Origin of the sequence: Herbaspirillum sp. NPDC101396, assembly GCF_044767365.1 — a bacterium.
In the GTDB taxonomy this organism is placed as follows: Bacteria; Pseudomonadota; Gammaproteobacteria; order Burkholderiales; family Burkholderiaceae_D; genus Herbaspirillum.
Window position 1 is genome coordinate 98,784 of record NZ_JBIWNT010000006.1, and the last position, 14,956, is coordinate 113,739.

Here is a 14,956-nt window from a genome sequence, read left to right on the forward strand (position 1 = left end):
CGCACGAATGTATCGTCTGATGGTGTTGCGGGGATGTCTAAACGCCTGGCGATCTCTCGCAGTGAGACCTGGTCACGAAGGTGCCAGCGTCAAATAATACCTAGCAATGCCACGTCGATCACTCCGAGCTCCTGCTTATAGTCATCGGCAGAATTGTGTTTTAAACATGGGGTAATTCCCGGTGCAATTTATGCCGTTAATGGGTCAATTCTCGGCGCAAATCGACACTTTTTGAATATGGCCGAATGAGTGTCATCACGCCTTAAATATAAATGCCGACCGCCTTGAGACTAGGTCCATTCGCTGCTTAAACTTTCCGCCTGTTGCAATACAATTTGAATCGCCTCTTCTTGTTGGTCAGGGGGGTATTTATACTTTCGTAAAATTCTCTTCACCATCAGTCGCAGTTTTGCTCGGACGCTTTCTCTCTGTGACCAATCGACACTGATATTTTGTCGAAGATTCTCAGTCAGTTCATGGGCAATCAACTTCAACGTTTCATCGCCGAGTTCTCGAACGGCAGACTCATTGTTCGCAAGAGCATCATAGAAACGAATTTCATCATCAGTCAATCCAAGGCTTTCGCCGCGATTGGCTGCATCCTTGAACTTCTTCGCTAACTGAATGAGTTCTTCGATGACCTGGGCGGTCTCAATGGAGCGATTCTGATAACGTTTTATGACGTCAGTAAGCAGCTCCGAGAACTTCTTGTTTTGGATTACGTTGCCGCCAAATTTACTTTTTATTTCCCCTTCAAGCAGACGTTCAAGCAGCTCTACTGCGAGGTTCCGCTCGGGCAAATTGCGCACCTCAGCCAAAAACGCATCATCAAGCAGACCAATATTCGGCTTGTCCAATCCAACCGCCTCAAAAACATCTACAACTTGATCAGATACGACCGCAGATCCGATGATTTGGCGAATCGCCAGTTCGCGTTCTTCATTCGTTTTTTTCTTAGCGCTAATTTCGCGCTTTGTAAGTAACACTTTGATTGCCTGAAAGAACGCCACTTCGTCACGCACGGCTTTGGCTTCGTCGAGAGTACAACATAGGGAAAATGCTTTGCTCATTGCCAAAGCATGGTCCGCCCACCGCCTTTTACCGTCCTTTTCAAGAAGCACGCGGTTAGCAGCACCAGCCAGTAGTTTGTGACTGCCACTCAAAAAATCGCGGTAGCTAAAACCGTGCAGCATAGCTCGTAGTACCCCCAACTTTTCTTCCAGCAAGCTATAGGCTTCGTGCGCGTCTACGACCGGGCGACCACGGCCATTGCTGGCGGAATATTCTTTCAACGCCTGCTTAAGTTCATTGGCAATGCCGATGTAATCAACAACCAAACCGCCTTGCTTATCTTTAAACACCCGGTTTACCCGTGCAATAGCTTGCATAAGGCTGTGGCCCTTCATGGGCTTGTCCACATACAACGTGTGCACACACGGCGCGTCAAATCCTGTCAGCCACATGTCGCGCACAATTACCATGCGTAGCGGGTCTGCGGAATCTTTAAAACGCTTTTCCAGCTCTTTCTTGATCTGCTTGGAATAGATATGTGGCCGCAGTAAAGGCTTATCGCTGGCGGAACCCGTCATAACAATCTTGATCGTACCTTGGGCCGGATCGTCATCATGCCATTCGGGACGCAATTTAATTATTTCGTCATATAAATGGACACAGATTTCACGGCTCATTGCCACCACCATTGCTTTACCACTCTGCGCTTTGGCGCGTTCTTCAAAATGCCTTACTAGATCAGTAGCAACTCTAGCAATACGAGGCTCAGCCCCAACCACTTTCTCCAATGCCGCCCATCTATTTTTCAGTTTGGATTGCTCGTTGGCGTCTTCGCCTTCTGATAGCTCGTCGACTTCTGCGTCAAGGTCGTCAATTTTTGCAGCCTCTAAACCCAGCTTTGCAAGGCGCGACTCGTAGAAAATTGCGACGGTCGCTCCATCATCTTTAGCTTGTTGCATGTCATAAACATGAACGTAATTGCCAAACACTGCACGAGTGTCGCGATCTTCGTTGGAAACAGGCGTGCCAGTGAATGCTACGAAAGTCGCATTAGGTAACGCATCACGCAGATGCTGTGCGTAACCAACTTGATAGCCCTTAGCATTCTCTTTGAATTTGGCCTCAAAGCCGTATTGCGTGCGGTGGGCTTCGTCAGCAATCACAACAATATTGCTGCGATCCGATAGCACTGGGAAGCTATCTTCATCTTCACCTGGCATAAACTTCTGGATAGTGGCGAACACGATACCCCCTGATGGCCTATTGCCGAGCTTCGCGCGTAGATCGCCACGAGTTTCCGCCTGCACCGGTTGCTCACGTAACAGATCTTGCGCTAAGGAGAACACGCCAAATAATTGTCCATCCAAATCATTGCGGTCAGTAATGACCACAATTGTTGGATTTTGCATCGCAGATTCGCGCATCACTCGTGCAGCAAAGCAAGTCATTGTGATGCTCTTACCGCTTCCCTGTGTATGCCAGACGACACCACCCCTATGGCTACCGCCAGGTCGTGATGCAACTACTACGTGTTCAATGGCCGCACGGACCGCGTGAAACTGGTGATAGCCGGCGACCTTCTTGGTCAGACCACCGTCATCTTCGAATAACACGAAAAAACGAAGGTAATCCAGAAGATAAGCCGGAGCGAGCAGACCACGAATTAAAGTTTCTAGCTCGTTAAACTGTCCTAATGGGTCAACTGTGTGACCATCAATAGTGCGCCACTGCATGAAGCGTTCCTGGTTACTCGATAGAGAGCCAAAGCGAGCTTCACTACCGTCGGAGATGACCAACACTTCGTTGTAATAGAAAACATCTGGTATCTGCTCTTTGTACGTTTGTATCTGATCGAATGCTTTCCAGATGTAAGCATTCTTGTCCGCTGGATTCTTCAGCTCCAACAGTACCAATGGCAAGCCGTTCACAAATAGAATGATGTCGGGGCGGCGGGTATGCTTTGGGCCTTTAAGAGTGTATTGATTAACAGCCAGCCATTCATTGGCGTCCACATCGGAAAAATCAACTAAACGTACAAAGTCGCCCCGTGTTTCTCCCTCTATCTGGTAATTCACAGGTACGCCGTTAACGACTAAGCTATGAAAATGGCGGTTTGCCGACAACATTGCGGGTACACCTAAGTCCGTTACCTGTTTCAACGCATCCTCGCGAGCGATCGTCGGAATCGTGGGATTGAGTCGATCTATCGCATTACGAACACGGCCAATCAAAAACGGTTGTACGTAGTTGTCGCGTTCCGACGCATCACCATCGGGTGAAATCGTGTAACCATTCAAGTATCGATAACCAACTTCTTGCAGCCATCCCAATGCCTCATTTTCTAATTGGTCTTCGGTCATCATTGACTCGCCTCTTGGAGCTTCACTAAAAGTGCTTCAATTGATTCATTGTGCGTTTCGGCGGGAAACCAAATTGGATAGATATGGCATTCAGCTAGCTCTGCTTGTCGTCGAATCCGAATTTGTTCGGTCTCTGGCTCCTCCAGAAACGCGTAGTGTCGCGGCAAATTGTCGTGTCCGACTTCTGCGACCCTTGCTTTAATAGCTGCCAACGTTCGATCAACGGTCAAGCTGCAACCTAAAAACAGTAGGTTGCGAGAATCACAAATGGCGTGAATTGTAGAGGCCAACGTTACGCCGTCAATGTAATGCTGGTCGTATTCCATTTGGGTCAGAATTCGGCCGCGTCCCGACGTAGCTTTGCCATGTAACATCAGTAAGATTCGACACTCCGCCAACATCTGTCGGCGTATTTGATGAGAATCAGCACCGGTCAATTTTTCTGTAAATGGCCTCCCTGCGTTTTGATATATACGATCCAACGTGTTGTCAAAGTTAGTCGTTACTACACTATCCGGAAACACATAGGGAAGCATCTCAATAGGGCCATGCAGATCTCTGGTACAGCCGAACGTATTGTCCACGGCCTCATTGAATGCCACGCCCTGCGCATTCGCAATCTGTTGAGCTGCTTGCTCATACTCTCCTTGTTCCAGCAGCGCCTCAAAGTCAACTTCAGAAATCGCCGTTTGCTTGCGTTGTTTTTGCAAAAACCGTGTCCAACTCGGATAGCCACTTGGCATCGAAAGTCCAGCACCAACAAATGGTATGACGTTATGGGCTCGATGCGCTTCCGATAGGCGTCGAAAGCGATCTTCCAATTCGAACCGACGCAAGATATCGTCTGCCAGCTCAATTTGCCGCTCTTTATATTCAGCTAGCCAGTCATCAAACATTTCGTCGAGCAGTAAATTCTTACCATTTTCGTCTTGCACTCCAATCAGATCGATGAGCTCAGCCGCTGTCCAAGATCGGCTACGAATTACGACCTGTCCGTTGCTGACGGCAAGATTTTCTTCGCTGGATAAATCTTCCTTGAACCTCGCTTCAAGCCACTTCATGTTGCCTCGCCACGATTAAGCGTATATTCAATTTCACTGATGCGGATTTGTCCCGAGATCAACCGCGGTAACAGAGAGTCACGCAACGTAGCAAGGCTCTTAATCCTTTCGTTATTTGAGGAAATTTTGGTCCGAAATATGGTGACTAACCCATCAAACGCTTGAAGGATAGGTTTTGATGGCATCACTACATTTAGTCTATACACATTATTTCTATTCAACCCCGGCACTGCGCCGTCCGTGTTCATGTTTTCGAGCCCAAGCGTCTTTAGCAAATAGAAACAGTAAGTAAGTGGTCTTGTTGTCCTGACATAGAACACCGTATCAATTGGGAAAAATGGTCGGTCCTCCCAATACAGGCTACCTACAGTACCCTTGCGACCGACGATGATAGATGGACCTGCCACCAATGACTCGTTATGGAACCCCGTTATACCGCCAGAGCCATAGACTGGAATAGATCCTTCAATCCGATCAGTCGATTTCAACGCTTTGCCATAAGCAAGTTCCAGTAAATCATCAATCGTACCGACCCCCCATCCAGCGGGAATTGAGCCCAAGCCTGATTCATCAAAACTTCTAGGAAACAACGTCGCCGTCATCTCGTCCATGCCTTCTGGAATTTGGCCTCGGCCCTTAGCTCTAACTGGATCGAAATCGACAAACCATGATTTGAAAGTAGCTTCGGCGAGTGCTTCAAGCGTGGCATTGGTGTCACGCAAGAGAGTAATACGGTCGTCAAGTATGCTCAGTGTCGCTGCAATGCGGCGCTGAAGCTCAAGCGGTGGCAAGGACAATTGAATTCCGCGCAAAGACTTCAATGGTGTTGCTATGCCAGGCGTTCCAACCTGAGAGGCATTCATCAACAAAGCTGCACGACCAATTGGACTCTTGAAGTAATACATCAAATACAGAGGATCTACCTTCGTGCGATCGGGAGACAACTTCATCAAACTCGTTGACAGCATGTATCGATATCCGTCATCTGGTGTGATACCGACTTCCCCGATGTTGCCGCGATGGGGAAAAACAAGATCGCCAGGTTCAACACAACAACTCGCTAACGAATCTGCAGTTTCCTCCGAGACAAATACGTAGTCGCCTTCGGGCTCTCTACAGCCATTCAAGTTGTTGCCACGGATCACTCGGACCCCAGACGAAACATATAAATCAGCCTTCATGCGCGACCCAAATGGCCCTACGGCCATGGAGCCTTTCCAATCACCTGCAAGTTGGGCTATTGATGTCAGCGGCCAATCAGAACTCATAGCCCAGACCTTCGAGTTTCTTTCGAATTAACGTGTCCAGCTCTGCGCCCTTTTTCATCTGCTCACCAAGTGTCGCCGTAAGTTTCTGCATTTTGTCGGCAAAGGCTTCGTCGTCGTCGTCTACTTTTTTTGTACCAACATAGCGTCCGGGAGTAAGTACGTAGCCATGTTCTGCAATTTCAGCAAGCGGGACGCTGCGGCAGAAACCTGGGACATTGACGTAGGGGCTCGTGCTTTCACCGCGCCAAGCGGCAACCGTCCCAGCGATCTGATCATTAATGATCTCATCAGTGAATTCACACTGAACCCGGCTAACCATGCTGCCGAGCTTACTTGCATCAATGAAAAGGACTTCACTTTTACGAACTGTCTTTTGCTTGGCGAGAAACCACAGGCAGGCGGGGATTTGCGTGTTGAAAAACAGTTGACCTGGCAAGGCAATCATTATTTCAACCACATCTGCTTCTAACATCGCCCGGCGAATGTCACCTTCGCTATTTTGACTTGAACTCATACTCCCATTTGCAAGCACAATGCCGGCTCGGCCCGATGGTTTCAGGTGATATAGCATGTGCTGCAACCAGGCATAGTTGGCATTACCCTGTGGCGGAGTTCCGTAAGCCCAGCGTGAATCGCCTTCTAAACTGGCGTGCCACCAATCACTAATATTAAATGGGGGATTTGCCAAAATGAAATCCGCACGCAAGTCTGGATGTTGATTGCGAGTGAAGGTGTCAGCAGGTTCTCGGCCAAAGTTGAAGTCGATACCTCGAATAGCAAGATTCATCGCTGCCAGGCGCCACGTTGTTGGATTAGCCTCTTGTCCGTAAATACTGACATCGCCTAACTTACCGCCATGAGCTTCAATAAAACGCTCTGATTGTACGAACATCCCACCCGAACCACAGCACGGGTCATAGACCTTGCCATGATGTGGTGCAAGTACAGCAACCAGTGTTTTCACGATGCTCGCAGGTGTGTAGAACTGACCGCCTCGCTTGCCCTCAGCGCTGGCAAACATCCCAAGAAAATATTCATAAACCTGTCCGAGTACATCGCGGGCAGCGCTTGCATCGACGCCGAAACCGATCTGAGACACGAGATCGACCAATTCGCCGAGCTTGCCATCAGGCAACTGAGCGCGGGCATACCGTTTGTCCAGTATGCCCTTCAGTTTGGGATTTTCAATTTCGATCAGTGACAAAGCATCGTCAATGCGTTTGCCAATATCTGGCTGCTTAGCATTAGCCCGTACACTTTCCCATCGGGCTGCTTCCGGTACCCAGAACACGTTGACTTCGCGATAATAATCACGGTCTTCCAATTCTTCGATCAACAGTACCGCATCGGTTGTGTGCAGGAAGTATTCGTCGTTCTGGTCAGAAAAGCGTCGATTTAACTCTTCACGGCGGGCCTGAAAAGTGTCAGAAATATATTTGACAAAAATTAAACCGAGTACCAAGTGCTTGTATTCGGCGGCATCTATGTTTGCCCGTAGCTTATCGGCAGTTGCCCAGAGAGTTTTTTTTATGTCTTCAATCATTTTCTTGATTCGTTGTATACAGCCGGAGATTGCTGGAAGTACCGCTCTGCATTATGGCGTAGAGCTGAACTTTGTTGGATCGAAGGTTCTCCAATCTTGCTTTTTTACATTAATTAATATCATCAAATCGTAGAGCCTGCTAGAAATTTCCCCGCAGATCCCTAGCCAATTACAAAGCCATCCGTTAGCAATCGCAAATGTTTATCAAATACAATTAAAAAAACGTTGTCGTACTAGGTGCTTCTTTTCAATACAAGAGCCAAAACCTACTGGATAGAATGGTTTAGATATATTGCACTCATGCAATATATAAACGTTCTTAATGGAGGATCTGTGAAAGAAGGCGTGTCTTGAATGAAAGGGTGTTTAGACGCGTTATTTACACCCACGCTAAGCGAAATGTTTGTTGATTTGCATCGTGAACTGGGCCAGTTCAGACACCAACGTAGCACTACTAGATATTATTCGGCGCTGACACCTTCGTGACGAGGTCCCATTGCGAGAATCGCCAGGTGTTTAGGCATCTTAAGCAACACCGCCAGGCGATATTATTCGCGCGGAAATCACCAAGCCAGCCTAAGCAGACAGACACCCTGGAAGTTATCTGGGCAAGTACACACTCAAACTCTCGGCGTGGTTAAAGACTGAGGTGGCCAAATCACGCGAGCAACGTCGCACGTTAAAACAGCTCCATTGGAGCTATGAGCACTGAGTACGAGGGGGTCGTACGATCGTGTCGCAGCCTTCGCCAGGCGCTGGAAGGTGGATCAATTGGAGAGAATCAATTCTACGAGTGAACACGTGAAAAAGCCTCAGGTCAATCGAGGCTTTTTTTTGCGCAATTACTTTGTATTTCAGCTATTGAGACTAAATACCGAAAATGTGGGGACTGTCATCAATGTGGAAATTTAATTGTCACATGAATGAGACAATTTCCCCCTTCTCTGACACCCCTACAACACAAAAATCAAACATCAATATTCCCAGCCTGCAGCGCATTCAACTCAATAAACGCGCGACGCGGTTCCACGTCATCCCCCATCAGCGTCATGAAAATCTGATCCGCGGCGATCGCGTCTTCGATTTGCACTTTGAGCAGGCGGCGGACGGTTGGGTCCATGGTGGTTTCCCACAGCTGTTCCGGATTCATTTCACCCAGACCTTTGTAGCGCTGCTTGCTGACGCCGCGTTCGGCTTCTTCGCGCAGCCATGCCATGGCCTGGTGGAAGTCGCTGATGGCGCTTTCCTTGATCTTGTCGCCGGTGCCGCGGCGGATCAGTGCGCCGCGTCCGATGAGACCGCGGAAGGTTGCCGCTGCGTTGGCCAGCACCTGGTAGTCAGGGCCGTTGACGAAGTCGGTGTCGATGGCGGTGACCTTGATGTTGCCGTGGTACATGCGCTGGATGCGCAGGATGTGCTTGTCGGTCAGCTCGTCGGAGCGGACGATGACGTCGATGCCCGGTTCGTTGATGGCGGCCTTCAGTCTGGCGGCGGATTGCTCGGCTTCTGCTGCGGTGTTGAGTTGCAGCGTGACGCCGGTCATGATGGCTGACAGCGCGGTGGCGTCGATCATGCGCGTCAGGCGCATGATGATGGCGTTGGCGGTGTTGTACTGACGGACCAGTTCGGTCAGCGGGGCGCCGCTGATCGGGGCTGCGCCTTCGCTTGGGACGAGCTCTGCGTCGTTCAGGGCGATCTGCATCATGTAATGCGCTTCTTCGACGTCATCCTTGAGGTAGCGCTCGTCCTTGCCGGCCTTGACCTTGTAGAGCGGCGGCTGGGCGATGTAGATGTGGCCGCGTTCGACCAGTTGCGGCATCTGGCGATAGAACAGCGTGAGCAGCAGCGTGCGGATGTGGGCGCCGTCGACGTCGGCATCGGTCATGATGATGATGCGGTGGTAGCGCAGCTTGTCGGCGTTGAATTCGTCCGGGCCGATGCTGGTGCCGAGGGTGGCGATCAGCGTCGTGATCTGCTCGGAGGAAAGCATCTTTTCGAAGCGGGCTTTTTCGACGTTCAGGACCTTGCCGCGCAGCGGCAGGATGGCCTGGAATTTACGGTCGCGGCCTTGCTTGGCCGAGCCGCCCGCGGAGTCACCCTCGACGATGTAGAGTTCGCACAGCGCCGGATCCTTTTCCTGGCAGTCGGCCAGTTTGGCGGAGAGGCCGAGGCCGTCCATGACGCCCTTGCGGCGCGTCAGTTCGCGCGCCTTGCGGGCTGCTTCGCGCGCACGCGCTGCTTCGACGATCTTGCCGCAGATGATCTTGGCGTCGTTCGGGCGCTCTTGCAGGAAGTCGGTGAGGGTCTTGGCGACGATTTCTTCGACCGGGCCGCGCACTTCGCTTGAGACCAGCTTGTCCTTGGTCTGCGAGCTGAACTTCGGCTCGGGGACTTTGACGGACAGGACGCAGGTGAGGCCTTCGCGCATGTCGTCGCCGGAGACTTCGACCTTGGCCTTCTTGGCGAAGTCGTTTTCTTCGATGTACTTGTTGATGACGCGGGTCATCGCGGCGCGCAGGCCGGTCAGGTGGGTGCCGCCGTCGCGTTGCGGGATGTTGTTGGTGAAGCAGAGCACCTGTTCGTTGTAGGCGTCGTTCCATTGCATGGAGACGTCGACGCTGATGTTGGTGTTTTGGTCCGACATGCGCTCGCCGGTGGCCTGGAAGATGGTCGGGTTGAGGATGCTCTTGTTCTTGTTGATGTATTCGACGAAACCGCGGGTGCCGCCTTCGAAGGCGAAGTCTTCTTCCTTGCCGGTGCGCTGGTCGGTCAGGCGGATGTGCACGCCGTTGTTGAGGAAGGACAGTTCGCGGATGCGCTTGGCCAGGATTTCGTAGTGGAATTCAACGTGGGTGAAGATTTCTTCGTCGGCCCAGAAGTGGACTTCAGTGCCGCGCTTGTCGGTGTCGCCGAGCACCTTGATCGGCGAGACTTGCACGCCGTCGATGGTTTCGATCTGGCGGTCTTGCGGGATGCCGCGCACGAATTCCATGCCGTACATCTTGCCGTCGCGGCGGATGGTCAGACGCAGCAGTTTGGACAGGCCGTTGACGCAGGACACGCCGACGCCGTGCAGGCCGCCGGAGACCTTGTAGGAGTTCTGGTCGAACTTGCCGCCGGCGTGCAGCTCGGTCATGACGATCTCGGCGGCGGAGCGCTTGGGATCGTGCTTGTCGTCCATCTTGATGCCGGTCGGGATGCCGCGGCCGTTGTCGGTGATGGAGATCGAGTTGTCGGAGTGGATGGTGACGTGGATTTCGGTGCAATGACCGGCGAGCGATTCGTCGATGGAGTTATCCAGGACTTCGAACACGAGGTGGTGCAGGCCGGTGCCGTCAGAGGTGTCGCCGATGTACATGCCGGGGCGCTTGCGGACGGCTTCCAAACCTTCCAGAATCTGGATGGAGGAGGCTCCATATTGATTTTGTTGCGGTTGATCGGTGTTGTCTGCTGGCGCTTGGGACGATTGGGACATGGCTACCTTCTGAAAAAACTAACGGAACTGCCTGACTGACTGCTAAGGAAATACACGGGTATTGCTCTGAAACTGGTGGAATCCGGTGCGAGGAAGATGCAAAACTGACGCAATATCGACGCAATGCCGATGCAAAACCGAATTCCTGAAAGTGGCGAAGGGCCGTGTATGCACGGCCCCTCGTCTGCTTTCGGCTAACTGAAATCAAATGCGCATCGGCATGACGACGTATTTGAAATCGGCATTGTCGGGAATGGTGATCAATGCGGAGGAGTTGGCGTCGCCCAGGGCGATGTTGACGAAGTCGCCCTTGAGGTTGTTCAACACGTCGAGCAGGTAGGTGACGTTGAAACCGATGTCGACGCTGTCGCCGCCGTAGTCGATTTCGAGTTCTTCAACCGCTTCTTCCTGATCGGCGTTGGTGGAGCTGATCTTCAGGCTGCCGGGAGCAACCACCCAGCGCACGCCCTTGAACTTGTCGCTGGTCATGATCGCGGCGCGTTGCAGCGAGCGCAGCAGCTGTTCGCGGCCGATGGTGAAGTTGTTCTTGTAGCCCTTCGGCACCACGCGGGTGTAGTCGGGGAACTTGCCTTCGACCAGCTTGGAAATCAGCTCGATGTCGGCGAAGGTCAGCTTGACCTGGTTGTTGGCGATCTCGAGCTGGACCGGGTCGTCGTTTTCTTCCAGCAGGCGCTGCAGTTCGATGATGGTCTTGCGCGGGATGATGACTTCCTGGCGCGGGAACTCTTGCTCGGTGGCGACCTGGCAGAACGCCAGACGGTGACCGTCTGTTGCGACCGCGATCACGTTCTTGCCTTCGACGACCAGCAGCAGGCCGTTGAGGTAGTAACGGATGTCTTGCTGCGCCATCGAGAAGTGGACCATGTTGAACAGGTGCTTCAGGGTCTTTTGCGGCAGCGTGACCTGAGCGTTGTAGTGCTCGGCCTGGGCGACGGTCGGGAATTCTTCCGCGGCCAGCGTTTGCAGCGCGAAGCGCGACTTGCCGGACTGCACCGTGAGGCGCTTGTTGGCGAGGGTGACGGTGACTTCGCCCGAGTCGGGCAGGGCGCGCAGGATGTCGAGCAGCTTGCGCGCGGCGACGGTGGTGGCGGTGACATCGCTGCCGGAGCCGACTTCGGCGTGCGTGGTGATCTGCACTTCAATGTCGGTGGACAGGAAAGACACCTTTTCGCCGTCCTTGCGAATGAGGATATTGGCCAGAATCGGCAATGTGTGCCGACGCTCGACAATACCGCTCACTATTTGCAGTGGCCGGAGAAGCGTATCTCGTTGGGTTTTGACCAATTGCATAGTCTTTTTATCCTTGTTGATAATGGTTTAAAGGATGCTGAAAGCCGCTTTCAAATTCTGTCTGCAATCCGGCATGGTCAACCGTTTGCGCCCAGTTTTGCCGGAGTTTCTGCAAATGCGCTGCAATTTGAAAAGGGCTTCGTTGCGTTTGCGCCGACTTACCACTGACCGGCGCTTTTACTGCAGCGCGACGATGCCATCCTCGCTTACGGTTTTGCCTCTCTCCCGCAGTGCTTAAATGACAACAAAAACACCGCCAAGGCAAACCGGACCAACTCTCTCATTGTATCAAATCAACCCCAGTTACAGCAGTAAATTGGGGTTGCCGGATCAACCTTTCAGGGTCTGCTCGAGCACGTGCAGCTCGTGGTTGCATTCCGGGTTTTTGGTGCGATCGGCGGAGATCTTGCGGACCGCGTGCAGCACCGTGGTGTGGTCGCGGCCGCCGAACAGGTCGCCGATTTCCGGCAGGCTCTTTTGCGTCAGTTCCTTGGCCAGGTACATGGCGATCTGGCGCGGACGGGCGATATTGGCCGGACGCTTCTTGGAATACATGTCGGCGACTTTGATGTTGAAGAAGTCGGCGACGGTCTTTTGGATGTTTTCGACGGAGATCTGACGGTTTTGGACGGACAAGAGGTCTTTTAAGGCATCTTTGACGACATCGATGGTGATATCCTTGCCGTGGAAGCGGGAGTAGGCCAGGATCTTGCGCAGCGCGCCTTCGAGCTCGCGGACGTTGGAGCGCAGGTGCTTGGCGACGAAGAAGGCGACGTCGTCGGACAGGACCACGCCTTCGAGGGTGGCCTTCTTCATCAGGATGGCGACGCGCATCTCGAGCTCGGGCGGCTCGATGGCGACCGTCAGGCCGGAATCGAAGCGCGAGATCAGGCGGTCATCCATGCCGCTGATTTCCTTGGGATAGGTGTCGCTGGTGATGATGATCTGCTTTTTGGCGGCGATCAGGGCTTCAAAGGCGTAGAAAAACTCTTCCTGGGTGCGGCTCTTGCCGCCGAAGAACTGGATATCGTCGATCAGCAGCAGGTCGAGCGAGTGGTAATAGCGCTTGAAATCGTCGAAACCCTTGCGCTGGTAGGCCGTGACCACATCGCGCACGTATTGCTCGGCGTGGATGTAGCGGATCTTGGCGTTGGGGTTGTCGGCCAGCACCTGGTTGCCGATCGCGTGGATGACGTGGGTCTTGCCGAGGCCGACGCCGCCGTACAGGAACAGCGGGTTATAGGACACGCCGGGATTGTTGGCGACCTGGGTGGCGGCGGCGCGCGCGAGCTGGTTGGCCTTGCCGGTGACGAGGTTGTCGAAGGTCAGCACCGAGTTGATGCGCGACAGTTCCTGGCGCGGCGCCACATGCGGCGGCGGCGCCGGCTGCACGATGGATTCCTGGATGCCGGTCGGATAGCCGTCGAGGATGTTGCCGACGTGGTGAGGTTGACCGGGACCGGCGCCCTGGCCCTGACCCGAGCCCTGCGGTGCAGCGGCTGCGGCGGCGCGGCGTGCTTCACCGACGCGCGGGTCGAGCACGAACAAGACTTCGATCTGGGTTTCCCAGTATTCCGAGGCGATGGTGGTGATGCGGCTGGCGAACTGGGTCTTGACCCAGTCGAGCTTGAAACGGTTGGGCGCGGCGATGCGCAAGCGGCCATCTTCGTAATCAAGCGGGGCGAGGGGCTTGATCCATGCGCTGTATTGCTGCGGCGTCAACTCTTGCTCCAGCTTTGCGGAGCAAGCTTGCCAGAAATTTTCCATGAATCTTCTTATAAAAACGGGTGGGATGCGTATTGACCGGCTTGGGCTGAAGGAATCCTGGAGCGCCCGATATCAACACAATAAGTGCGCCATTTTACTCTGACCGGGAAAAGTTATCCACAGGCAGGGGCGGTTTTTGACAGAGTAAAAATGTATATCGATAGCTGGCAAAAGCTTCGCCGGAAATATCGAAGGAGTGCGACATAAAGAGGCAGGGGGTCCGGCGGCGAAAACTTGCCGCCCGGATAACTTAGCCGACCACGGCGCCGTCGACGAAGACTTTCAGTTCGCCCTGGGCGAACTGGGTCCAGGTCTCGTTGGTGGTGAGGGGCTGGGTGACGATGACCGCGACGCGGTCATTGGCAGTGGTGACCTCGGAGAAATCCACCGAGACGTCCTGATCGGACAAGTGTGCCGAGGCAAACGGGTGCTGGCGGATGATGTAATACAAATTGGTCGAGCAATGCGAAAACAGCGCCGAGCCGTCCGACAACAGCATGTTGAACGGGCCATGTCCGGCGATATTTGCGGTAAGTTCGCGCAACACCGGCGTTAATTCCGCCAACGTCGGCAATGTGTCGCCAAAGCGCGTGCGCAGTTCCTGCAGCAGGTAGCAAAACGCCATTTCGCTGTCGGTGGTGCCGACCGGGCGATAAGGGCCGTCGAGCGTGGGGGTGAAATTCTTCAGATCGCCGTTGTGGGCGAATACCCAATAACGCCCCCACAGCTCGCGCACGAAGGGATGGCAATTGGCCAGCGAGACGCGGCCTTGCGTGGCTTTGCGGATGTGGGCGATGACGTGCTGCGACTTGATCGGGCAGCTCTTGATCAGTTCGGCCACCGGCGAACTGACCGCCGACTGGTAGTCGACGAAGTGGCGCACGCCGGAACCTTCAAAAAACGCGATGCCCCAGCCGTCGCTGTGGTGATCCGTCAAACCGCCGCGGGTTGCAAAACCGGTGAAACTGAAAACGATGTCGGTGGGCGTGTTGCAATTCATCCCGAGTAACTGGCACATGATGTCGGCGAAGCGGTGAGGCTGGAGTAATAAAGAAGAGAGGAAAACCAGACCCTACGTTATCACGCGGGCATGGCGCGAGAAAGCCGTTGTCGGGTGAAATCGCTCAAAACCCGGTTGATTTCCACAAATGGCAGTCAAA

The 14,956-nt window shown here is 53.2% G+C and carries 9 protein-coding genes; 1 reads left to right on the forward strand and 8 read right to left on the reverse strand.

All coding sequences use genetic code 11. The features are described 5' to 3' along the window. Positions 1-290 precede the first annotated feature (290 nt). The 6 genes from ACIROY_RS20535 to dnaN form a co-directional block, all read right to left on the reverse strand. On the reverse strand, positions 291-3,371 hold the full coding sequence (locus tag ACIROY_RS20535) for a type I restriction endonuclease subunit R (protein ID WP_402344202.1): 3,081 nt from the start codon (positions 3,369-3,371) through the stop codon (positions 291-293). Beyond that, entirely contained in the window at positions 3,371-4,432 is a 1,062-nt protein-coding gene (locus ACIROY_RS20540; protein ID WP_402343820.1) for an SIR2 family protein, read from the reverse strand. Before ACIROY_RS20540 ends, ACIROY_RS20535 begins: the two co-directional genes overlap by 1 nt. Continuing rightward, on the reverse strand, positions 4,429-5,700 hold the full coding sequence (locus tag ACIROY_RS20545) for a restriction endonuclease subunit S (RefSeq protein WP_402343823.1): 1,272 nt from the start codon (positions 5,698-5,700) through the stop codon (positions 4,429-4,431). The genes ACIROY_RS20540 and ACIROY_RS20545 overlap by 4 nt, the downstream gene beginning before the upstream one ends. After that, complete coding sequence (locus tag ACIROY_RS20550) at positions 5,690-7,243, reverse strand: type I restriction-modification system subunit M (protein ID WP_402343826.1); 1,554 nt, start codon at positions 7,241-7,243, stop codon at positions 5,690-5,692. The genes ACIROY_RS20545 and ACIROY_RS20550 overlap by 11 nt, the downstream gene beginning before the upstream one ends. 967 nt (positions 7,244-8,210) lie before the next feature. Continuing rightward, positions 8,211-10,718, reverse strand: a complete 2,508-nt coding sequence (gene gyrB, locus ACIROY_RS20555) for a DNA topoisomerase (ATP-hydrolyzing) subunit B (RefSeq protein WP_402277943.1) — start codon at positions 10,716-10,718, stop codon at positions 8,211-8,213. A gap of 204 nt (positions 10,719-10,922) precedes the next feature. Further along, positions 10,923-12,029: a DNA polymerase III subunit beta gene (dnaN, locus tag ACIROY_RS20560; RefSeq protein WP_402343829.1), complete on the reverse strand. Its 1,107-nt coding sequence runs from the start codon at positions 12,027-12,029 to the stop codon at positions 10,923-10,925. Between dnaN and ACIROY_RS20565 the strand changes: the two genes are divergently transcribed. Continuing rightward, positions 11,952-12,197, forward strand: a complete 246-nt coding sequence (locus tag ACIROY_RS20565) for a hypothetical protein (RefSeq protein ID WP_402278055.1) — start codon at positions 11,952-11,954, stop codon at positions 12,195-12,197. The genes dnaN and ACIROY_RS20565 overlap by 78 nt on opposite strands. Positions 12,198-12,359: 162 nt before the next feature. Here the strand turns inward: ACIROY_RS20565 and dnaA are convergent, their stop codons facing one another. Beyond that, positions 12,360-13,796 carry a chromosomal replication initiator protein DnaA gene (dnaA, locus tag ACIROY_RS20570; RefSeq protein ID WP_402343832.1) on the reverse strand — a complete coding sequence of 479 codons (1,437 nt, stop codon included), beginning with the start codon at positions 13,794-13,796 and terminating at the stop codon, positions 12,360-12,362. Between the two features lie 250 nt (positions 13,797-14,046). Further along, a complete protein-coding gene (locus tag ACIROY_RS20575) occupies positions 14,047-14,814 on the reverse strand; it encodes a class II glutamine amidotransferase (RefSeq protein ID WP_402277940.1) in 768 nt (255 codons plus the stop codon). Positions 14,815-14,956 lie beyond the last annotated feature (142 nt).